Genomic DNA, 21,598 nt, shown 5'->3' with positions numbered 1-21,598 from the left:
TCGGCGTGCCGGGCTTACCCCAAGAATCTTTAAAGGAAAATTGCGCAGCAATTTTTCGATTCGGGGGTAAGCCCGGCGCGCCGAGGCCGGGCGAGGATCTCCAGCTCTTGGCCTTCCGTCCTGCGACTATTTAGTTCCTGAGAGGCTTGCCCGTCTTCAGCGTGTGCATGATCCGCTCCTGCGTCTTCGGCATCTGCGCCAAAGCCACGAAGTGCTCACGCTCAAGGCGCAGCAGCCACTCCTCGTCGACCACCGCACCGCGATCCACCTCGCCACCACACAACACCGTCGCGATCCGCGAAGACACCTCGTAATCGTGCTCCGAGATGAACCCGCCCTCGAGCATGTTCACCAGCATCATCTTCAGCGTCGCCACGCCCACATCACCAGCGACGGCGATGTTGCGCCCCGGCATCGGCGGCCGGTAACCCGACTCCGCCAGCGCCCGTGCCTGCTGCTTGGCCACGTACAGCAGCTCATGCTGGTGGAAAACGACCACATCGTCCTCGCGCAGCAGCTTGAACTGCTTCGCCTCCAGCGCCGACGTGGCCACCTTGCCCATCGCCACCGCCTCGAAGTAGGGCTTGAGGCCGGCGAACAGATCATCGCCACTGGCCTGCGACACGCGTCGCGCGATCTCCTTGAGACCACCACCGGCCGGCAGCAGGCCCACGCCGGCCTCGACCAGCCCGATGTAGCTTTCCAGCGCCGCGACCGTGCGCGCCGAGTGCATCTGGAACTCGCAGCCACCGCCCAGCGCCAGCCCGCGAACGGCCGCGACCACAGGCACCATCGAATACTTGATGCGCTGGCTGGTGGCCTGGAAGTTCGCGACCATGTCGTTGAACGCCTCGACCTTGCCGTCCTTGAGCAGGCCCATCGCCCCGGCCAGGTCGGCACCGGCCGAGAACGGCTCGGACGGCTGCCAGATCACCATGGCCTGGAAGTCGCGCTCGGCCACGCCGATCGCTTCCTGGATGCCGTCGAGCACCGCGTCGTTGACCGTGTGCATCTTGGTCTTGAAGCTCAGCACCGCGATGCCGTCGCCGTCGTGCCACAGGCGCACGCCGTCGTTCTCGTAGGCCACCTCGCCATGCCTGGGCTGCTCGCCCAGCACCGGGTCGGGGAAGCGCTGGCGCTGGTAGACGGCCAGGTCCGAACGCGGCACCACCTTGCCGGCCGAGGGGCTGTAGCTGCCCTGCGCGGTGTGCACGCCGTCGCGGCCGTCGGTGACCCAGCCGGGGAGGGGGGCGGACGACATGGCCTTGCCGGCGTCGATGTCTGCCTGGATCCACTTCGCCACCTGCTGCCAGCCGGCCGCCTGCCAGGTCTCGAACGGACCCTGCTTCCAGCCGTAGCCCCAGCGGATCGCCAGGTCGACGTCGCGGGCGGTCTCGGCAATGTCCTCGAGCTGCACCGCGGAGTAGTGGAACAGGTCGCGGAACATCGCCCACAGGAACTTCGCCTGCGGGTGGTCGGATGCGTGCAGCTTGGCGAACTTCTCCTTCGGGTCGCGGGTCTTGAGGATCTCCACGACCTCGTCGGCGGCCTTGCCGCTGCTCGCCACGTACTCGCCCCTGGACGGGTCGAGCACCTGGATTTCCTTGCCCTGCTTGCGGAACACGCCCGCGCCGGTCTTCTGGCCCAAGGCGCCGTTGTCGATGAGGCCCTTGAGCCAGGCCGGGGGCGCGAAGTACTCGCGCCACGGGTCATCGGGCAGCGTGTCGGCCATCGTCTTTATGACGTGGCCCATCGTGTCCAGGCCGACCACGTCGGCGGTGCGGTAGGTGGCCGACTTGGCGCGGCCGATGGCCGGGCCGGTCAGCGCATCGACCTCGTCGAAGCCCAGCTTGAAGGCCTCGGTGTGCACCATCGTCGAGAGCATCGAGAACACGCCGATGCGGTTGCCGATGAAGTTCGGGGTGTCGCGGGCGTAGACCACGCCCTTGCCCAGCGTCGTGGTCAGGAACGTTTCCAGTCCCTCAAGCACGGCCTTGTCGGTGCCCTTGCAGGGGATCAGCTCGGCCAGGTGCATGTAGCGCGGCGGGTTGAAGAAGTGCACGCCGCAAAAGCGCGGTCGCACCGCCTCGGGCAGGACCTCGGCCATGCCGTTGATCGACAGGCCCGAGGTGTTGGAGGCGACGATGGCGTGGTCGGCGATGAACGGCGCCACCTTCCCATAGAGGTCGCGCTTCCAGTCCATGCGCTCGGCGATCGCCTCGATGACCAGGTCGCAGTCGCGCAGCAGCTCCAGGTGCTGGTCGTAGTTGGCCGGCGTGATCGCCGCCGCGCGCTCCTTCGTGGCCAGCGGCGAGGGCTTGAGCTTGCCGAGGTTGGCGATCGCCTTGTTGACGATGCCATTGGGGTCGCCTTCCTTGGCAGGCAGGTCGAACAGGACCGTGTCGACGTCGGCGTTGACGAGGTGGGCGGCGATCTGCGCACCCATCACGCCGGCGCCGAGGACGGCCACCTTGCGGATCTGGAGATGCTTGGACATTGAACAATGACTCCGTGGGGAGGATGGAACGGTGGGGGAGGGCGCCGGACCGGTGGGTCAGGTCGGCGCGCGTAGGCCGGCGGCGGCGAACGCGATGAGCTCGCGCGCGGCATGGTTGCAGTGGTCCTTTTCGCTGGCGCTGGGCCGACGCTTGATCAGGCCGAAGTCGGCCATGGCGTAGGTCAGCGCACCGGCGATGAAGTCCAGGCGCCAGTACAGCTCCTCCTTGCCCAGCTCCGGCAGGCAGGACTGGATGGCGCGGGCGAAGTCGCGCAGCACGTGGCCGTAGTTGTCTGAGAGGAACTTGCGCAGGCCATCGTTCTTCTCGGCATAGGCGCGGGCGATGACGCGCACGAAGGACGAGCCGCCGCGGTGGTCGATGGTCAGCGCCAGGGCAGGTTCGATGAAGGCCGCCAGCACCTCCTCGAGCTTGACCTCGTCCCTGGCCATCGCCGCCTTCAGGGCGATGAGGCGGTTGGCGCTGAGTTCGTCGAGGCGGCGGCGGAACACCTCGTTGATGAGGTTTTCCTTGGAGCCGAAGTGGTAGTTCACCGCCGCGATGTTGACGTCGGCGCGGCTGGTCACCTGGCGCAGGGAAGTGCCGGAGAAGCCGTGCTGGGCGAAAAGCTCCTCGGCGCGCCGATGATGCGTTCCTTGGTCGAGAAGTGCGTGCTTGCAGTCATGTCTAGCGAGCGCTCGATTCAAACGGTCGTTAGAGACTAGACCCACGGCCGGCCCGGGGTCAATCCGCCTGAATGAAACCCCTTGCCGACCGCTGTCGCCGGGGCCCGGAACACGTTAGAATCTGCAGCGGAAAGTCTCCTAAGTTCGCGTTTATCCGTGGGTTTGGTGTTAGGCTTACCGGTCTACGGGCAGGTTTCTTCCCGCCCTCACGCATTCGTATTTATTTCCTGGAGTCCAAGCCCATGGCGCTGGAGCGCACCCTTTCGATCATCAAGCCCGATGCCGTTGCCAAGAACGTCATCGGCCAGATCTACACCCGTTTCGAAAACGCCGGCCTGCAGGTCATCGCCGCGAAGATGAAGCAGCTCACCCGCGAGGAGGCCGAGGGCTTCTACGCGGTGCACAAGGAGCGCCCGTTCTTCAACGCGCTGGTCGAGTTCATGATCTCCGGCCCGGTGATGATCCAGGCGCTGGAAGGCGAGAACGCGATCGCCACCAACCGTGACCTGATGGGTGCGACCAATCCGAAGGACGCGGCCGCCGGCACCATCCGTGCGGACTTCGCCGACTCGATCGACGCCAATGCCGTGCACGGCTCCGACGCCGCCGAGACCGCCAAGGTCGAGATCGCGTACTTCTTCTCCGACGCGGAGATCTGCTCGCGCTGAGGCGCGGGCAACGAAACGGTGGCTGACGTGGAACAGACCCTGACCAACATCTTCGGCATGGATCGCCGGGGCATGGAGGACTTCTTCGCCGGGCTCGGCGAGAAGCGCTTCCGTGCGCACCAGATCATGAAGTGGGTCTACCACCGCCACGTCACCGACTTCGACGAGATGACCGATCTCGGCAAGGCGCTGCGGGCCAAGCTCAAGGGCCATGCCGAGATCGTTCCGCCCAAGGTCATCTTCGAGAAGCCGTCCATCGACGGCACCCACAAGTGGCTGCTGGGCATGGATGGCGCCAACGCCATCGAAGCCGTGTTCATTCCCGACAAGGGCCGCGGCACGCTGTGCGTGTCCTCGCAGGTGGGTTGCGGGCTGAACTGCCAGTTCTGCTCGACCGCCACGCAGGGCTTCAACCGCAACCTGTCGGTGGCCGAGATCATCGGCCAGGTCTGGGTGGCCGCACGCCACCTGGGCAACGTGCCGCACCGCGAGCGCAAGCTGACCAACGTGGTGATGATGGGCATGGGCGAGCCGCTGCTGAACTTCGACAACGTGGTCACGGCGATGAGCATCATGCGCGACGACCTGGGCTTCGGCCTGGCGAACAAGCGCGTCACGCTGTCCACCGCCGGCCTGGTGCCGATGATCGACCGCCTGGGCGAGGAGTCCGACGTGTCGCTGGCGGTCTCGCTCCACGCGCCGACCGACGAGCTGCGCACCGAACTGGTGCCGCTGAACAAGAAGTACCCGATCGCCGAGCTGATGGAGTCGTGCGTGCGCTACGTCAGGCGCAAGCCGCGCAGCTCGATCACGTTCGAGTACACGATGATGAAGGGCGTGAACGACCAGCCGCAGCAAGCCCGCGCGCTGGCCCGTCTGATGCACGCCTTCGACAACGCCGCGCAGATGAAGGACGCGGCCAAGGTCAACCTGATTCCGTTCAACCCGTTCCCCGGCACGCGCTTCGAGCGCAGCGAGGAATTGGACATCCGCGCGTTTCAGAAGATACTGCTGGACGAGGGTGTGCTGACGATGGTGCGGCGCACCCGCGGGGATGATATCGATGCGGCCTGCGGGCAGCTCAAGGGCCAGGTGGTGGATCGCACGCGCCGCCAGGCCGATTTCAAGAAGAAGCTACAGGGAGAGGGGAATCCGGATGTCGCAGCTTAAGAATCCCGCATTGGCGTCGATTCTGATACTCACGCTGGCCGCCTGTGCCGGCACCTCCGGCCCCCGGGCACAGCAGCAACCCACGCAGTCCTCACGTGCCGCCGACGAGAACGTCGCGCTGGCGCAGCAGTACATCCAGGACGGCCAGTACGAGGTGGCACTGGGCCGGCTGCAGCATGCGCTGAGCCTGGACCCGCGCTCGGCCAATGCCCACACGATGATGGGGCTGCTCAACGAACGCATCGGTCGCGACCAGCAGGCCGGCGTGTCCTACCGCCGCGCCACCGAGCTGCAACCCGATCGCGGCGATATCGCCAACAACTACGGCACCTGGTTGTGCAAGCACGGCCAGGAGCGCGAGTCGCTGCGCTGGTTCGAGCGCGCGATCGAGGATCCGTTCTACCGTTCGCCGGACTCCGCCCTGGCCAATGCCGGTGCCTGCGCACGCCGCACCGGCGACCTTCCCGCGGCCGAGGAGTACCTGCGCAGGGCGCTCGAGGCGAACGGACGCAACCCGCGGGTGTTGCAGGAACTGGCCCTGATACAGTATGAAAAAGGGGATTACATGCGGGCACGGGCATTTGTCCAGCGGCGCGAGGCCAGTGGCCCGCCCGACGGGGAAGTACTGGACCTGGCCGCCCGCATCGAGGATCGACTCGGCGACAGGGACGCTGCGCACCGTTACCGCTCCAGGCTCGCCAGCGAGTTCCCGGAGTTCCGCCCGTCCACGCCCGGCAACTGAAACCCATGACCGATCCACGCAGCAACGACTCCGGCCAGCCTGAAGGCGAGGAACTCAGCCTGGGGCAGCAGCTCAGCCGCGCGCGCGAGGCGCGCGCGATGTCGGTGGCCGAGGTGGCCCAGGCATTGCGGGTGCCCAACCATGTGATCAGTGGCCTGGAGGCGGACGACCACGGGCGGCTGGGTGCACCGCTGTTCGCGCGTGCCCACGCCCGGAACTACGCCCGGCTGGTCGGCGTGCCGGTCGACCTCGCCGCGGAGATCGGCCATCAGGCCGCGCCGCCGCCGCTGGTGGCGATGGCCCCGAGCACGCGCCTGCAGCGTCTTGTCGAGCAGGCCGGCCGTCGTGCCGTCTATGTGGTCCTGACGGGCGTGCTGGTGGTGCCGGTCTTCATCGTTGCCACCCAGGGTCCGGAGGCTCCGACCCGGGTCAGCCTGGATGCGCCGCTGGAGCGCTCCGGAGGCGTGGGCACTCCGCTCGATGTGGGCATTGCGCGCGACGAGCTGCAGATCCAGCGTCCCCAGGTGGTCATTCCCGACACCGTCATCGCATCGATCGCGCCGTTCCGCGCACGCACCCAGGAACGCCTGGACGCGCCGGCGCCGGCACCGGCACAGGCGGCGAGTGCGGACGGTGCCTTCGTCCTGCGCTTCACCGGCGAAAGCTGGGTCGAGGTGGTGGGCACCGAGGGGCAGCGGCTGGAACAGGCGCTGATGCACCCGGGCGACGAGTTGCGTTATCCCGCCGGCGAGGTGGCCCGCGTCACGCTGGGCAATGTCGGTGCCGTGGAGGTGGTTTCAGGCGGCGAAGTGCAGGATACGGCACCCTTCAGCCGGGCCAACGTGGCGCGGTTTGCGGTATCCTCCGAGGGACGGCTTGCCACCTTCGGTGGCTGAGTCCCCCAGTCTGGTTCTGGTGATTTTCCTTCAACGCCCGCGCGTCCCGCGCCGGGCCCAGTCCGAGTATGGCAATCGATATGGATGAACACGAACAGGGCGAACTCGTTCGCGCCTGGCTTCGGCAGAATGGAGCCACCATCGTCACCGGTATCCTGGTCGGCGTAGCCGCCATCCTGGGATGGAACTGGTGGCAGACGCAGCAGGCCAACAAGGCCTTCGCGGCAGGAACCGAGTACCACCGCATGGTGATCGCAGCGGAGGGCGGCGACCTCGCGCAGGCGCGCGCGCACTCCGAGGCGATCCAGAGCGACTTCGGGGACTCCCCCTATGCGGTACTGGCAGCGCTGCGCCAGGCCTCGCTGGAGGTGGCCCAGGGTGATCACGAGGCCGCCATCGCAACGCTGGAGGCCGCCCGCGGCCGCAACGCGGACCCCGCGCTGGACGAGCTGCTTGCGCTGCGCAAGGCCCGCCTGCAGATCGCTGCCGGCGACCACGAACAGGCGCTCTCGCTGCTCGAGGGGGTCGGTGCCGGCTATGCCGGCATGGCCCATGAGCTGCGCGGCGATGCCCTGCAGGCACTGGGGCGCGACCGCGAGGCCCGCATGGCCTATGTCGACGCCCTGACCCACCTCGACAGCGCCGCGCCCTCGCGTGCGCTGGTCGAGTTCAAATTGAACGACCTCGGCGGCAGCGTCGATGCACCGGAGGCCTGAGCCCATGCGAATCACCACCAAGTGGATCCTTATGGCTTCGGCCATCGTGTTGCTGGCGGGTTGTGGCACCCGGGTCGGGGGGTGGTTCCACAAGGCACCCGACGAGGCCACCGCGCCGGCGGCCCTGGTCGATTTCGAGCCGCGCCTGAGCGTGGAAACGCTGTGGCAGCGCAACATCGGTGACGGCGAGCGCCGGCTGGGCCTGCGCATGGCCCCGACCCTGGCGGGTGGGCGCGTGTACGCGGCCGATGCCGGCGGCAGCCTGTTTGCATTGGACGCCCAGAACGGCCAGGACATCTGGCGCAACGAAACCGGCCTGCGGCTCTCCAGCTCCCCGGGCGTAGGCGGCAGCTTGGTCGTGGCCAGCAGCCTCGACGGCGACGTGGTGGCCTACGATGCCGACGGCGGCGGCGAACGCTGGCGCGCGAGGGTCTCCTCGGAGGTCGTCTCCATGCCTGCCGTGGGTTCGGGCCTGGTGGTGGTTCGCTCCATCGATGGCCGTGTTTTCGGCTTCGACGCGGCCGACGGCAACCGTCGCTGGGTGTTCGAGCGCACCACGCCGGCGCTGGCGTTGCGCGGCAAGTCCGCGCCGCTGCTTGGCCAGGGCCTGGTGTACGTGGGCTACGAGGACGGCGTGGTCGTTGCGCTGCGCATGCAGGATGGCCTGCGTGTGTGGGAACAGCGCGTCGCCGAACCGCAGGGCCGCAGCGAGATCGAGCGCCTGGGCGATATCGGTGGCGCGATGCAGCTGGGCGTGAACGAGATTTACGCGGCCAGCTACGGTGGCCAGGTCATGGCGATCCAGGCGCAGAACGGCCAGCCGCTGTGGGCCACGGACCTGCAGAGCTACGCCGGCCTGGCGCTTTCCGGGCGTTACCTGCTGGCGGGCGACGTGGACTCGACGCTGTGGGCGCTCGACCGCACCAACAGCTCCTCGCTGTGGCGCCAGGAGGCGCTGCGCAACCGCTGGGTGACGACGCCGGCCGTGCAGGCCGAGCACGTGCTGGTCGGTGACAGCGAAGGTTACGTGCACTGGTTCGACCTGCCCACCGGCGCGCCGGCCGCGCGTGCGCGCGTCGGCCGCAATCCGATCCGGGGCGCGCCGCAGGTGTCCCTGGATTCGATCGCCTACATCCTCGATACGCACGGCCAGCTGGTGGCCTACCGCGTGTCGCGACTCTGACGCCGGAGCGCCCGCCATGCTTCCCATGGTTGCCCTGGTCGGGCGCCCCAACGTAGGCAAGTCGACCCTGTTCAATGCGTTCACGCGCACGCGTGACGCGCTGGTGCACGACGAGCCCGGGGTCACCCGGGACCGCCACTACGGCATCTGCCGGCTCGACGAGGAGCGGCCGTTCGTGCTGGTCGACACCGGCGGCATGGCCGGTGAGGACGAAGGCCTGTCCGGCGCCACGCAGCGCCAGGCGCGGGCGGGTGCCGAAGAAGCCGATGTGATCCTGTTCGTGGTCGATGGCCGTGAGGGCCCGGCCGGCCTGGACCACGAGATCCTGTCGTGGCTGCGGCGCATCGACAAACCGGTGCTGCTGGTCATCAACAAGACCGACGGCGTCAACGAAGAGAACGCTCTGGCGGATTTCGCGTCGTTCGGGCTGTCCGACGTGATCGCGGTGTCCGCCTCGCATCGCCGCGGCCTGGACGACGTTCTCGACGCGGTCATGGAGCGGCTGCCGGAGGAAGGGCTGGCCGCCGAGATGGAGCACGATCCGGAGCGGATCCGCGTGGCCTTCGTCGGTCGTCCCAACGTCGGCAAGTCGACGCTGGTGAACCGCTTGCTGGGCGAGGAGCGGATGATCGCCTCCGAGGTGCCCGGCACGACGCGCGATTCGATCGCGGTCGACCTGGACCGCGACGGCGAGAAGTACCGCCTGATCGATACGGCGGGCATCCGCCGCCGCGCCCGGGTCGAGGACGCGGTCGAGAAGTTCAGCGTCATCAAGACGCTGCAGTCGATCGCGATCAGCCAGGTGTCGGTGGTGATGCTGGATGCGACCGAGGGTGTGACCGACCAGGATTCGACGGTGCTGGGCGCGGTGCTGGAAGCGGGCCGGGCGCTGGTGGTGGCGGTCAACAAGTGGGATGGCCTGAGCACCTACCAGCGCGAGCAGACGCAGGCGATGCTGTCGCGCAAGTTCACGTTCGTGCAGTGGGCGGAGGTGGTGTTCATCTCGGCCAAGCACGGTTCTGGCCTGGCGGAGCTGTACCGGGCGATCCATCGGGCGCACGCGTCGGCCACGCGCAAGTTCACGACCGCGGAGGTGACGCGGGCGGTGGAGATGGCCTATGCGGCGTTCCCGCCGCCGGTGGTGCGGGGGCATGCGGCGAAGCTGCGCTTCGCGCATCCGGGCGGGGACAATCCGCCGACCTTCATCGTGCACGGGTCGCGGATCAAGACGCTGTCCGACAGCTATCGGCGTTATCTGGAGAACTTCTTCCGGAAGCGGTTCAAGCTGGTGGGGACGCCGGTGCGCTTCGAGTTCCGTGAGGGGGACAATCCTTACGAGGGGAAGAAGAACAAGCTGACCGATCGGCAGTTGAAGAGTCGGCGGCGCTTGATGCAGCACGTTAAGAAGCGCAAGTAACGCTCTGATTGCAAACATTTCTCGCGAGCTTGTTTTTGGCTCGCGGGCCGGGGTGCGCCGGGTAGGCCTCCCCGAATCGAAAAAGCCCCCGTTGGGGGCTTTTTCTTTAAAGATTCTTGGGAGGCCTACCCGACACACCCCGGCAGGTGGGGTCGCGGGGGCTTCGGCGTGTTGGGGAGTTCGCGCGGGTAGGTGGGGCTGGGGAGCGCGCCGCCGGAGAGGGAGAGGAGGGGGGAGGGGATCAGTTGCCCTCGCCGTGCTCCGCCTGGGCGGCCTTGAACCTCGCCAGTTCTTCGGGGGTGGCCTCGCGCTGGTATTTTTCCTTCCACTCGCTGTAGGGCATGCCGTAGATCGCTTCGCGGGCTTCGTCCTTGCTTACGGGGGTGCCGGCGGCTTCGGCGGCGTCCTGGTACCAGTTGGCCAGGCAGTTGCGGCAGAAGCCGGCCAGGGTCATCAGCTCGATGTTCTGGACGTCCTTGCGGGAGTCCAGGTGGGCCAGGAGGCGGCGGAAGGCGGCGGCTTCGAGGTCGGATCGGTCGGGCTTTTGGCTCATCTTTGCGGGCACCGTTGTGGTTCGGGGATAATCTCGCCTCGACTTTAGCAGGCCAACGCAACGCAATGAGTGCTCGAATCCTGGATGGCCGGCGGATCGCCGAGGAACTGCTGGACAATCTTTCCGGGCGGGTGGCGCGTCGGTTGGCGGCGGGGAAGTCGCGGCCGGGGCTGGCCGTGATCCTGGTGGGGCATGACCCGGCGTCGGCGGTCTATGTGCGCAACAAGCGCCGGGCGGCGGAGAAGGTGGGCATCCGGGCAGTCGATTTCGACCTGCCGGACGACGCGGGCGACGACGAGCTGGTTGCGCTGATCGACCGGCTCAATGCCGACCCGGCGATCCACGGCATCCTGCTGCAGCTGCCGCTGCCGGACCGGCGCGATGCGAACCACATCATCGAGCGGATCGATCCGCGCAAGGACGTCGACGGTTTCCATCCGACCAACGTGGGGCACCTGGCGCTGCGCCAGTTCGGGCTGCGGCCGTGCACGCCGCGCGGCATCACGACGCTGCTGGCCTATACCGACCGGCCGGTGCGCGGGCGCTCGGCGACGATCGTGGGGGTGTCCAACCACGTGGGGCGGCCGATGGCGATGGAGCTGCTGATCGCGGGCTGCACGACCACGTGCTGCCACCGATTCACGCCGCGCGAGGTGATGGAGCAGGCGGTGGGGCAGGCCGACATCCTCGTCGTCGCGGCGGGCAAGCCCGACCTGGTGCCGGGGGAGTGGGTGAAGCCCGGGGCGGTGGTCATCGACGTGGGCATCAACCGGCTCGACGACGGGCGCCTGGTGGGCGACGTGGGCTTCAAGGCCGCGGCCGAGCGCGCCAGCTGGATCACGCCGGTACCGGGTGGGGTGGGGCCGATGACCGTGGCGACGCTGATGCAAAACACGCTGGAAGCCGCCGAGGCGTTCGACGCAGGCTGAAGCCGGAGGCGGCCGGCGCACCCGGCATGCGGTGACACGACGCCGGGGCCCCGGGTCACGCTATAATGGCGCGCTTCACCTTCCGGGAGCCGCCCCATGCTGCGCATCCAGGCCGAAGCGCTCACCTTCGACGACGTCCTGCTCGTCCCGGCGCATTCGACCGTCCTGCCCAAGGACGTCGACCTCTCGACCCGACTCACCCGTTCCCTGCGCCTGAACCTGCCGCTGCTGTCGGCGGCGATGGACACCGTCACCGAGGCGCGCCTGGCCATCGCGATGGCCCAGCTGGGCGGCATCGGCATCATCCACAAGAACATGAGCGTGGAGCGCCAGGCCGGCGAGGTGCAGCAGGTCAAGAACTTCGAGGCCGGCGTGATCCGCGAGCCGTTCACCGTGGGTCCGGAGACGACGATCGGCGAGGTACTCAAGCTGACCACGGCGCGGCGCATCTCCGGCGTGCCGGTGGTCGATGGCGACCAGCTGCTGGGCATCGTGACCAGCCGCGACATGCGCTTCGAGCGCAAGCTCGACGATCCGGTCCGCCACATCATGACCAAGAAGGATCGCCTGGTGACGGTGCGCGAGGGCGCGGCCGACGACGAAGTGCTGCAGCTCATGCACAAGCACCGCATCGAGAAGGTGCTGGTGGTCGACGATGCATTCCGCCTGCGCGGGCTGATCACGGTGAAGGACATCCAGAAGGCGCGCGACAATCCCAATGCCGCCAAGGACGCCGACGAGCAACTGCTGGCCGGTGCCGCGGTGGGCGTGGCCGGCGACACCGAGGCGCGCGTCGAGGCGCTGGCCCAGGCCGGCGTGGACGTGCTGATCGTCGACACCGCCCACGGCCACAGCCAGGGCGTGCTGGACCGGATCAGCTGGGTCAAGAAGAACTTCCCCGACGTGCAGGTGATCGGCGGCAACATCGTGACCGGTGATGCGGCGTTGGCCCTGATGGATGCCGGTGCCGACGCGGTCAAGGTCGGTGTCGGCCCCGGCTCGATCTGCACCACGCGCATCGTCGCCGGTGTCGGCGTGCCGCAGATCACCGCGGTGGCGATGGTGGCCGAGGCGCTGCAGGACCGCATCCCGCTGATCGCCGATGGCGGCATCCGCTTCAGCGGCGACATCGCCAAGGCGCTGGCCGCCGGTGCGTCGACGGTGATGATCGGCGGCCTGTTCGCCGGCACCGAGGAGGGCCCCGGCGAGGCCGAGCTGTTCCAGGGCCGCAGCTACAAGAGCTACCGCGGCATGGGCAGCCTGGGCGCAATGGAGAAGGGGTCGAAGGACCGCTATTTCCAGGACACCGCCGACACCGACAAGCTGGTGCCGGAAGGCATCGAGGGCCGCGTGCCCTACCGCGGCCCGCTGCGCGACATCGTCCACCAGCTGGTCGGCGGCGTGCGCGCGTCGATGGGCTACGTGGGCTGCGCGAGCATCGACGAGATGCGCACGCGACCGCAGTTCGTGCGCATCACCAACGCCGGATCGCGCGAGAGCCACGTCCACGACGTGCAGATCACCAAGGAACCGCCGAACTACCAGGTCGGCTGACCTCCACCCCGAACTCTGCGCACCCCCGTCCGCACCACCGCCCAGGCCCCGATGACCGACATCCATTCCGACAAGATCCTGATCCTCGATTTCGGGGCCCAATACACCCAGCTCATCGCCCGCCGCATCCGCGAGATCGGCGTGTACTGCGAGATCTGGGCCTGGGACCATGACCCGGCGGAGATCGCGCAGTACGCGCCGAAGGGGATCATCTTCTCCGGCGGACCGGAGTCGACCACGCAGGCCGATGCGCCGCGCGCGCCGCAGGAGGCATTCGACGCCGGCGTGCCGATCCTCGGCATCTGCTACGGCATGCAGACGATGGCGATGCAGCTGGGCGGCGTGGTCGAGGCCGACCTGGAACGCGAGTTCGGTTACGCCGAGGCCGAGGTGATCCACGAGTGTGCGTTGCTCAACGACCTCAAGGACCACCCCGGCGCGCCGCCGCGGCTGGATGTGTGGATGAGCCACGGCGACCGCGTCAGCCAGCTGCCGGAAGGCTTCGAGGTGACCGCGCGCACGCCGTCGGTGCCGATCGTGGCGATGGCCGATGAAGAACGCCGCTACTACGGCGTGCAGTTCCATCCCGAGGTGACCCACACGAAGCAGGGCACGGCGATGCTGGAGCGCTTCGTCGCCGACATCTGCGGCTGCGACAAGTTGTGGACCGCCGAGAAGATCATCGAGGACCAGATCGCGCGCGTGCGCGAGAAGGTCGGCACCGACCACGTGCTGCTGGGCCTGTCCGGTGGGGTGGATTCCTCGGTGGTGGCGGCGCTGCTGCACGAGGCGATCGGCGAGAACCTGACCTGCGTGTTCGTCGACACCGGCCTGCTGCGCTGGCACGAGGGCGACCAGGTCATGGCGATGTTCGCCGAGCACATGGGCGTGAAGGTGATCCGCGTCGACGCGCGCGAGCGCTTCTTCAGCGCGCTCGAGGGCGTGGCCGACCCGGAGGCCAAGCGCAAGGTCATCGGCCGGATGTTCATCGAGGTGTTCGACGAGGAATCCTCGAAGATCGACAACGTGAAGTGGCTGGCGCAGGGCACGATCTACCCCGACGTGATCGAGTCGGCCGGGTCGCGCACCGGCAAGGCGCACGTGATCAAGAGCCACCACAACGTCGGGGGCCTGCCCGAGAAGATGAACCTGGGCCTGGTGGAGCCGCTGCGCGAGCTGTTCAAGGACGAGGTGCGGCGCATCGGCGTCGAGCTGGGCCTGCCTCGCGAGATGGTCTACCGGCACCCGTTCCCGGGCCCGGGCCTGGGCGTGCGCATCCTCGGCGAGGTGAAGCCGGAGTACGCGCAGCTGCTGGCCCGCGCCGACCACATCTTCATCGACGAGCTGCGCAAGCATGACCTGTACGACCGGGTCAGCCAGGCGTTCGCGGTGTTCCTGCCGGTGAAGTCGGTGGGCGTGGTCGGCGACCAGCGCGCCTACGAATGGGTCATCGCGCTGCGTGCGGTGGAGACGATCGATTTCATGACGGCCCACTGGGCGCACTTGCCCTACGAGTTCCTCGACATCGTTTCGCGCCGAATAATCAATGAGTTGCGTGGTATTTCTCGTGTGGTTTATGACATTAGTGGGAAGCCGCCCGCCACGATCGAGTGGGAGTGAACCGGGCCTGCGCCCGGTGTGACCACCCCCGATGAGCGACAGCCGGCCCGACCTGCCGAGCGCCCCCGGTTCGCCGCAAGACGGCGGGCCGGAGGTGTTCAGCGAAGCAGACACGCGCTGGATGCGCCATCGCTGGCGCTGGGTGGGCGCGCCGAGCGCGAGGACGACGAGATTCCGGTCGGCGCGGTGCTGGTGGGCCCCGACGGGGTGCTGCTGGCGGAAGGCTGGAACCGCAACATCACCGAACACGACCCCACCGCGCATGCCGAGATCGTGGCGATGCGCCAGGCCGGCATGCGGCTGGCCAACCATCGCCTGCTGGGCTGCACGCTGTACGTGACGCTGGAGCCGTGTGCGATGTGCGCGATGGCGATGGTGCATGCCCGCGTGGCGCGGGTGGTGTTCGCCGCCCCGGACCCCAAGACCGGCGCCTGCGGCAGTGTCTTCGACCTGATGGCTGATCCGCGCCACAACCACCGCGTGCAGGTGCAGGGTGGGCTGCTGGCTCAGGAGGCGGGCGAACGCCTGAGAAGCTACTTCAAGGGCAAGCGCAGCCGCACGCGCTGAGCCCGTCGCGTTCCTGCATGGTCAGGCGCGCGCTCCAGGCTTCGGCCCGGAGGGCCTCTGGCGCATCTGCATGGAAATCTCGGCGTCCAGGCCGCGAATGGCCATGCGTACTTCCAGGGCCAGGTAGATGCTGGCCATCAGCAGGCAGCCGGTGCCCACCAGGGCGGTGATGGTCGGCAGCGGTCCCAGTGCGAAGTTGGTGAAGGCGTCGATGGCCAGCGCGATGCTGGTGGCGACGAATGCAGCCAGGGCGAGGTACAGCATCAGGCAGGCGCGCAGGTTGAAGCCGCTTCGGGTGCGCTGGCTGCGGATCTCGGCCTCGAGTTCGGCGCGCTGGGCCTCGTCGGCGTCCTGCCATTCCGCCATGACGGCGCGCAGGCGGTCCACCACGCGTGCCAGCCGCGCGTTCGCCGAGATCAGCAGCGAGCCGGTCGCGGCCATCAACAGGGCAGGGGCCAGCATGGAGGTGAGGACCTGGTACTGGTCGAGCGACATGGGCAGCATCGAGGCGGGTTCCTGGGGTGGCCTCGCGTATCATGCCGTCTCCCCATTGCTACGGACACCCATGAGCACACCCGTCATCGCCCATGAAGACAACCTGATCTGGATCGACCTGGAGATGACCGGGCTGGACCCGATGGCCGATTCGATCCTGGAGATCGCCACGCTGGTGACCGACCGCGAGCTCAACGTGCTGGCCGAGGGGCCCGAGCTGGCGATCACCCATCCGCTGGCCACGCTCGAGGCGATGGACGACTGGAATCGCAACCAGCATGGCGGCTCGGGCCTGTGGCGGCGGGTGCTGGAGGAGGGCGTGTCGATGCAGGAGGCGCAGATGCGCACGCTGGATTTCGTCGCGCAGTGGGTGCCGGCCGGGAAGTCGCCGATGTGCGGCAACTCGATCTGCCAGGACCGCCGCTTCATGGCGCGGCTGATGCCGGACCTGGAGCGCTACTTCCACTACCGCAACCTGGACGTCAGCACGGTCAAGGAACTGGCCCGGCGCTGGGCACCGGAAGTGCTGGCCCAACTGACCAAGAACTCCGCCCACACCGCGCTGAGCGACATCCGCGATTCGGTGGCGGAGCTGGCCCACTACCGGCAGTACATGGGGCGGCTGGGCGGCAACGCGTGATACGCCGCTGCGGCAGCGGCCCCAGGGGCAGGTAGCCGCCCGGGGCCCCACGTGCCACCCGTTCCGGGGATGGCACGCTGCGTGATGCCTCAGGACGCGTTGGCGCGGGCTTCGCTGGCCTCGGTCTTGCGCTTGTCCTCGAGCTTCACACCGTCGGGAAAGCGCAGGTGCACGTCGCGCTGCGGATAGGGGATGCCGATGCCGGCCTTGCCCAGCTCGCGGTGGGTCGCCTCGATCAGGTCGCTGCGGGTGCCCGCCCAGTCGGGCGTCTCGACGAACGCACGCAGCGTCAGGTCGACGCTGTTGTCGCCCAGTCCATTGACCATGACGCTGGGGGCCGGGTCTTCCAGCACCTTCTCGTGCGCCTTGGCCAGGCCCACCAGCACCTCGCGCGCGGCGCGGATGTCGGCGTCGTAGCTGATGCCCACGGGCACCTCGATTCGGCGCTGGCCCAGCGCGGTGAAGTTGACGATCGGCGCCGAGGTGATCTGCGCGTTGGGCAGGATGATCTCGTGGTTGCTGAAGGACTTGATCACGGTATGGAACACCAGCACCTGCTCGACCACGCCGGTCTGGCCGGCCACCTCGACGGTGTCCCCGATCCGGAACGGCCTCAACGCGATGAGCATGATGCCGGCGGCGATGTTCGCGAGCGAGCCCTGCAGCGCCAGGCCGATGGCCAGGCCGGCGGCGCCGATGACCGCCAGCAACGAGGTGGTCTGCACGCCCAGTTGGGCCAGCACGGTGACGAAGACGATGACCAGCGCCGCGGCATACAGGATCCGGCGGAGGAAGCTGACCAGCATGGTGTCGAAGTGCGCCCGCGTCAGTGCGCCACTGGCCAGCCGGGTGACCAGGCGGGCCAGCCACAGCCCGAGCAGCAGGACGAGCACGGCGCTGACCACGCGCATGCCCCACACCGCCATCAGGGTGCCCCAGTCGACCTCGGCGAAGTATTCGGTGAATTGGTTCATGCGTCTGATCTCCTTGTCTGGACGGGGTCCGCATCGCTCGACACGGGGCAGTCCCTGAAACGACTTGCCCCGCAGTGCGGGGCAAGTTTTTCACGTTGGTGAATCTAGCAGCGCCTGCTTCAAGGCCAGGTGATCAGCCTTTCGACGCCTTGAGCTTGGCCAGCCGCAGCCACGTGTCCACGACGGTGTCGGGGTTGAGCGAGACCGATTCGATGCCCTGTTCCATCAGCCACTCGGCAAGGTCCGGGTGGTCGGACGGGCCCTGGCCGCAGATGCCGATGTACTTGCCCTTGGCCTTCGCCGTCTTGATCGCCATCGACAGCAGCTTCTTCACCGCCGGGTCGCGCTCGTCGAACAGGTGGGCGATGACGCCGGAGTCGCGGTCCAGGCCCAGCGTGAGCTGGGTGAGGTCGTTGGAGCCGATCGAGAAGCCATCGAACATCTCCAGGAACTCCTCCGCCATCAGCGCGTTGGAGGGAAGCTCGCACATCATGATCAGCTTCAGGCCGTTGTCGCCGCGCTTGAGGCCGTTCTTCTCCAGCACCTCGATGACCTTGCGGCCTTCCTCGAGCGTGCGCACGAACGGGATCATGACCCAGGCATTGGTCAGGCCCATCTCGTCGCGCACCTTCTTCATCGCGCGGCATTCCAGCGCGAAGCAGTCGGCGAAGCTGGGATCGACGTAGCGGCTGGCGCCGCGGAAGCCGATCATCGGGTTCTCTTCGTGCGGCTCGTACTGCTCGCCGCCGATCAGGTTGGCGTACTCGTTGGACTTGAAGTCCGACAGGCGCACGATGACCGGGTGCGGCGCGAACGCCGCGGTCAGCGTGGCGATGCCCTCGGCCAGGCGGTCGACGTAGTAGCTGACCGGGTCGGCGTAGCCGGCCATCAGCGGGTCGATCTTCGCCTTGACCTCGGCCGGTTGGCGGTCGTACTCGATCAGCGCCTTGGGGTGCACGCCGATCTGGCGGGCGATGACGAACTCCAGCCGGGCCAGCCCGATGCCGGCGTGCGGCAGCTGCGCGAAGTCGAACGCGCGCTCCGGGTTGCCGACGTTCATCATGATCTTCAGCGGCGCCTCGGGCATGTCGCCAAGGTCCGTGGTGATGCGCTCGAAGTCCAGCTTGCCCTCGTAGATGTTGCCGGTGTCGCCCTCGGCGCACGACACGGTGACCTCGGCGCCGTCGGGAATCGAATCCAGCGCGTTGCCGCAGCCGACCACGGCCGGCACGCCGAGCTCGCGCGCGATGATCGCCGCATGGCAGGTGCGGCCGCCGCGGTTGGTGACGATCGCCGAGGCGCGCTTCATCACCGGCTCCCAGTCGGGGTCGGTCATGTCGGCCACCAGCACGTCGCCGGGCTGCACGCGGTTCATGTCCTTGAGCGAGCGGATCACCTTGGCGGTGCCGGCGCCGATCTTGTGGCCGATCGCGCGGCCCTCGCACAGCACGTTCGACTGGCCGGAGAGGTGGTAGCGCTCGATCTGGTTGACGGTGGCGCGCGACTTCACGGTTTCCGGGCGCGCCTGCAGGATGTAGAGCTTGCCGGTGTCGCCGTCCTTGCCCCACTCGATGTCCATCGGGCGTCCGTAGTGGTCCTCGATGACCAGCGCCTGGCGCGAGAGCTCCTCGACGTCGGCATCGGTGATCGAAAAGCGGTTGCGCAGCTCGGCCGGGGTGTCCTCGTCGCGCACGCGCTCGCCCGGGGCGTCGGAATAGACCATGCGGATGGCCTTGGAACCGAGCTGGCGGCGCAGGATGGCCGGCTTGCCGGCCTTCAGGGTGGGCTTGTAGACGTAGAACTCGTCGGGGTTCACCGCGCCCTGCACGACGTTCTCGCCCAGGCCGTAGCTGGAGGTGATGAAGACGACGTCGCGGAAGCCGGACTCGGTGTCGAGCGTGAACAGCACGCCGGCGGCGCCGATGTCGGAGCGGACCATCAGCTGGATGCCGGCGGACAGGAACACGTCCTCGTGCTTGAAGCCATGGTGGACGCGGTAGGCGATGGCGCGGTCGTTGTAGAGGCTGGCGAAGACCTCCTTGACCTTGACCACCACGTCGTCGGCACCGACGACGTTGAGGTAGGTTTCCTGCTGGCCGGCGAAGCTGGCGTCGGGCAGGTCCTCGGCGGTGGCCGAGGAGCGCACGGCCACGGCGATCTCGCCGGCGCCTGCTTCCTCGCACATCTTCGCGTAGGACTCGCGGATCGCGGCTTCGAGTTCCGGCTGCAGCGGCGCGTCGATGACCCAGCCGCGGATCTCGGCACCGGCGGCGGTCAGCGCGTCGACGTCCTCGACATCGAAGCTGGCCAGCTTGTCCTGGATGCGCTGGGCCAGGTTGTTGACGCGGATGAACTCCTGGAACGCACTCGCGGTGGTGGCAAAGCCCCCGGGGACGGAGACGCCCAGCTGCGCGAGATTTCCAATCATCTCACCGAGGGAGGAGTTCTTGCCGCCGACCTGGGCAAGATCGGTGAGCCTGAGCTCGTGCAGCCAAAGCACGTTCGCGTTCAAAACCGGACTCCTGTTGGGAATGCCGTGGGAGGGCAGGGCAGGCGGGTGCGGACGCACGCCGCGAATCGCATATGATGCGATCCACCGGAAATGCATACAAGCTTGATTTTCCGGGAAATCCGTGAGAACCGTCGGTATCGGCCGGCCCTGGAGTGGCAATGAGTTCCCCGCGTCCCGTGTTTTTCATCTCCGATGGCACCGGCATTACCGCCGAGAACGTCGGCAACAGCCTGTTGACGCAGTTCGAGGGCGTGGTCTTCGAGTCGCGCCGGCTGCCCTTCGTCGACAGCAGCGAGAAGGCCGAGCAGGCCGCGCGAATCATCCGCGAGGCCGGGGTGCGCACCGGCCAGCGCCCGATCGTGGTCAACACCGTGGTCGACGACGGCATCAATGCGGTACTGGGGGCCAGCGGGGCGCTGATGATGGACGTGTTCGCGCAATTCATGGCACCGCTGGAGTCGGAGCTGGGGCGGGCGCGCAAGCCACAGGTGAACAAGGCCCACGGCATCGTCGACTTCGCCGCCTACGAGCAGCGCATGAATGCGACCAACTATGCGCTGACCCACGACGACGGCGTGGACCTGCACTACGACCAGGCCGATGTGATCCTGGTCGGGGTCTCGCGCTCGGGCAAGACACCGACCTGCCTGTACATGGCGCTGCACTTCGGCATCAAGGCGGCGAACTATCCGCTGACCCCGGACGACCTGGACAACATGGAACTGCCCAAGGCCCTTCGTCCGCACCGCAAGAAGCTCTACGGCCTGACGATCGAGCCGTCGCGCCTGCAGCACATCCGCCAGGAGCGCCGGCCCAATTCGCGCTATTCCACGATCGAGCAATGCAGCAAGGAAGTGGCCGCGGCCGAGACGCTGCTCAAGGCCGAGCGCATCCCGATGCTGAGCACGACGCACACCTCGGTCGAGGAAATTTCCAGCAAGGTGCTCTCCGCACTCGGCATCGAGCGCCACATGTACTGAACCGGTGCCCAGCGCGTCCCGCTGGGGTCCGCCGGACGCGTGCTAGCATCCGGCAAATGCTCGCCACACGCGCCACCGCCGTCATCCCCCGCTTCAGCCGGTTCGCCTGGCTGATGGGCCTGTACGCGGAGAACCACCAGCGCCTGCAGCGCATCTTCGCGCCGGCCGACCTGGCACCCGGGGAGTACGTGTCGAGCATCGGCGACGGGCTCGACCTGCACCTGAGCGTGATCGCCCGCCATGCCTACACCGTCGAACTCAAACTGACCTACGGACTGCTGGATCCGGAGACGGGCGAGGCCGACCCTTCGGCCCACGTGCGCATGTACAACGACGCGCTGCAGGTCGAAGCGACGCATTGCTACGCCGGGCGCCGCTGGCAGGACGTGCTGGGCCTGCGTCCCGCGCATTCCACGCTGCTCAACCACCGGCTGCGGATGAATGCGTTCCTGAACAAGTGGTTGGCCTACATCGACGAGCAGGGCCACGGCCGTCACAGCCTGCGCTCGCGCAATGGCCTTGGGTCGCAGGAAAAGAATTCGCTCGGAATCGCTTGACGGGTCGCGAACCCGACGCTAAGCTTCCGGGCTTTCCAGCAGTGGGGCCATAGCTCAGCTGGGAGAGCGCTACAATGGCATTGTAGAGGTCGCCGGTTCGATCCCGGCTGGCTCCACCACTTTTCAGCGAGTACAACGTCCCTATCGTCTAGAGGCCTAGGACACCACCCTTTCACGGTGCGACCGGGGTTCGAATCCCCGTAGGGACGCCATCCTCGCGAACGAACAAGGCCCGCTCACGCGG

18 protein-coding genes, 2 tRNA genes and 2 pseudogenes are annotated in these 21,598 nt (G+C 67.7%); 16 read left to right on the top strand and 6 right to left on the bottom strand.

Going from position 1 to position 21,598, the window contains the following annotated elements; translation table 11 throughout:
• Positions 1-130 precede the first annotated feature (130 nt).
• Both FU658_RS06470 and FU658_RS06465 read right to left on the bottom strand, forming a co-directional pair.
• The gene (locus FU658_RS06470) at positions 131-2,497 is read right to left on the bottom strand and encodes a 3-hydroxyacyl-CoA dehydrogenase/enoyl-CoA hydratase family protein (RefSeq protein WP_147891329.1); all 2,367 of its coding nucleotides are present in this window, start codon (positions 2,495-2,497) and stop codon (positions 131-133) included.
• A 57-nt stretch (positions 2,498-2,554) separates the two neighbouring features.
• A pseudogene (locus FU658_RS06465) lies at positions 2,555-3,180 on the bottom strand (TetR/AcrR family transcriptional regulator).
• Between the two features lie 243 nt (positions 3,181-3,423).
• On the opposite strand from FU658_RS06465, the gene ndk reads away from it, so the two are divergent.
• The 7 genes from ndk to der all read left to right on the top strand — a co-directional run bounded on the left by ndk (position 3,424) and on the right by der (position 9,973).
• Positions 3,424-3,849: a nucleoside-diphosphate kinase gene (gene ndk, locus FU658_RS06460; protein WP_147891328.1), complete on the top strand. Its 426-nt coding sequence runs from the start codon at positions 3,424-3,426 to the stop codon at positions 3,847-3,849.
• A gap of 18 nt (positions 3,850-3,867) precedes the next feature.
• A complete protein-coding gene (rlmN, locus tag FU658_RS06455) occupies positions 3,868-5,019 on the top strand; it encodes a dual-specificity RNA methyltransferase RlmN (RefSeq protein WP_484476959.1) in 1,152 nt (383 codons plus the stop codon).
• Between the two features lie 10 nt (positions 5,020-5,029).
• Positions 5,030-5,761, top strand: a complete 732-nt coding sequence (pilW, locus tag FU658_RS06450) for a type IV pilus biogenesis/stability protein PilW (RefSeq protein WP_187265963.1) — start codon at positions 5,030-5,032, stop codon at positions 5,759-5,761.
• A gap of 5 nt (positions 5,762-5,766) precedes the next feature.
• A complete protein-coding gene (locus tag FU658_RS06445; RefSeq protein ID WP_147891326.1) occupies positions 5,767-6,657 on the top strand; it encodes a helix-turn-helix domain-containing protein in 891 nt (296 codons plus the stop codon).
• A gap of 80 nt (positions 6,658-6,737) precedes the next feature.
• Positions 6,738-7,373 (top strand): YfgM family protein, encoded by a 636-nt coding sequence (locus tag FU658_RS06440; RefSeq protein ID WP_187265962.1) that lies wholly within the window; start codon positions 6,738-6,740, stop codon positions 7,371-7,373.
• A 4-nt stretch (positions 7,374-7,377) separates the two neighbouring features.
• Complete coding sequence (gene bamB, locus FU658_RS06435) at positions 7,378-8,556, top strand: outer membrane protein assembly factor BamB (protein WP_187265961.1); 1,179 nt, start codon at positions 7,378-7,380, stop codon at positions 8,554-8,556.
• Positions 8,557-8,572: 16 nt separating this feature from the next.
• A complete protein-coding gene (gene der, locus FU658_RS06430; protein WP_147891323.1) occupies positions 8,573-9,973 on the top strand; it encodes a ribosome biogenesis GTPase Der in 1,401 nt (466 codons plus the stop codon).
• Positions 9,974-10,214: 241 nt separating this feature from the next.
• On the opposite strand, the gene FU658_RS06425 is transcribed toward der, so the two are convergent.
• On the bottom strand, positions 10,215-10,526 hold the full coding sequence (locus FU658_RS06425) for a DUF1244 domain-containing protein (protein ID WP_147891322.1): 312 nt from the start codon (positions 10,524-10,526) through the stop codon (positions 10,215-10,217).
• Between the two features lie 65 nt (positions 10,527-10,591).
• Here FU658_RS06425 and folD point away from each other — a divergent pair, with 65 nt between their 5' ends.
• From folD to tadA, 4 genes and pseudogenes are all read left to right on the top strand, one after another.
• A complete protein-coding gene (gene folD / locus FU658_RS06420; RefSeq protein WP_147891321.1) occupies positions 10,592-11,455 on the top strand; it encodes a bifunctional methylenetetrahydrofolate dehydrogenase/methenyltetrahydrofolate cyclohydrolase FolD in 864 nt (287 codons plus the stop codon).
• Between the two features lie 96 nt (positions 11,456-11,551).
• Positions 11,552-13,009, top strand: a complete 1,458-nt coding sequence (gene guaB / locus FU658_RS06415) for an IMP dehydrogenase (protein WP_147891320.1) — start codon at positions 11,552-11,554, stop codon at positions 13,007-13,009.
• Positions 13,010-13,060: 51 nt separating this feature from the next.
• A complete protein-coding gene (guaA, locus tag FU658_RS06410; protein ID WP_147891319.1) occupies positions 13,061-14,629 on the top strand; it encodes a glutamine-hydrolyzing GMP synthase in 1,569 nt (522 codons plus the stop codon).
• Between the two features lie 121 nt (positions 14,630-14,750).
• A pseudogene (gene tadA / locus FU658_RS06405) lies at positions 14,751-15,196 on the top strand (tRNA adenosine(34) deaminase TadA).
• 21 nt (positions 15,197-15,217) lie between these two features.
• Here tadA and FU658_RS06400 read toward each other — a convergent pair.
• On the bottom strand, positions 15,218-15,700 hold the full coding sequence (locus FU658_RS06400) for a DUF2721 domain-containing protein (RefSeq protein ID WP_147891318.1): 483 nt from the start codon (positions 15,698-15,700) through the stop codon (positions 15,218-15,220).
• 61 nt (positions 15,701-15,761) lie between these two features.
• Here FU658_RS06400 and orn point away from each other — a divergent pair, with 61 nt between their 5' ends.
• Positions 15,762-16,331: an oligoribonuclease gene (gene orn / locus FU658_RS06395; protein ID WP_147891317.1), complete on the top strand. Its 570-nt coding sequence runs from the start codon at positions 15,762-15,764 to the stop codon at positions 16,329-16,331.
• A gap of 89 nt (positions 16,332-16,420) precedes the next feature.
• Here the strand turns inward: orn and FU658_RS06390 are convergent, their stop codons facing one another.
• A complete protein-coding gene (locus tag FU658_RS06390) occupies positions 16,421-17,305 on the bottom strand; it encodes a mechanosensitive ion channel family protein (RefSeq protein ID WP_147891316.1) in 885 nt (294 codons plus the stop codon).
• A 133-nt stretch (positions 17,306-17,438) separates the two neighbouring features.
• Complete coding sequence (gene ppsA, locus FU658_RS06385) at positions 17,439-19,817, bottom strand: phosphoenolpyruvate synthase (RefSeq protein WP_147891315.1); 2,379 nt, start codon at positions 19,815-19,817, stop codon at positions 17,439-17,441.
• A gap of 158 nt (positions 19,818-19,975) precedes the next feature.
• On the opposite strand from ppsA, the gene ppsR reads away from it, so the two are divergent.
• The 4 genes from ppsR to FU658_RS06365 all read left to right on the top strand — a co-directional run bounded on the left by ppsR (position 19,976) and on the right by FU658_RS06365 (position 21,566).
• The gene (gene ppsR, locus FU658_RS06380) at positions 19,976-20,797 is read left to right on the top strand and encodes a posphoenolpyruvate synthetase regulatory kinase/phosphorylase PpsR (protein ID WP_147891314.1); all 822 of its coding nucleotides are present in this window, start codon (positions 19,976-19,978) and stop codon (positions 20,795-20,797) included.
• A gap of 56 nt (positions 20,798-20,853) precedes the next feature.
• Positions 20,854-21,354: a DUF1249 domain-containing protein gene (locus FU658_RS06375; RefSeq protein WP_147891313.1), complete on the top strand. Its 501-nt coding sequence runs from the start codon at positions 20,854-20,856 to the stop codon at positions 21,352-21,354.
• 43 nt (positions 21,355-21,397) lie between these two features.
• Positions 21,398-21,473 (top strand) — tRNA-Ala (locus FU658_RS06370).
• A gap of 18 nt (positions 21,474-21,491) precedes the next feature.
• Positions 21,492-21,566, top strand: a tRNA-Glu gene (locus tag FU658_RS06365).
• Positions 21,567-21,598 lie beyond the last annotated feature (32 nt).

This window comes from Alkalisalibacterium limincola, assembly GCF_008017755.1.
GTDB lineage: Bacteria > Pseudomonadota > Gammaproteobacteria > Xanthomonadales > Xanthomonadaceae > Alkalisalibacterium > Alkalisalibacterium limincola.
Note: the sequence above shows the minus strand (reverse complement) of the source record. Positions and strands in the feature narration are given on the sequence as shown.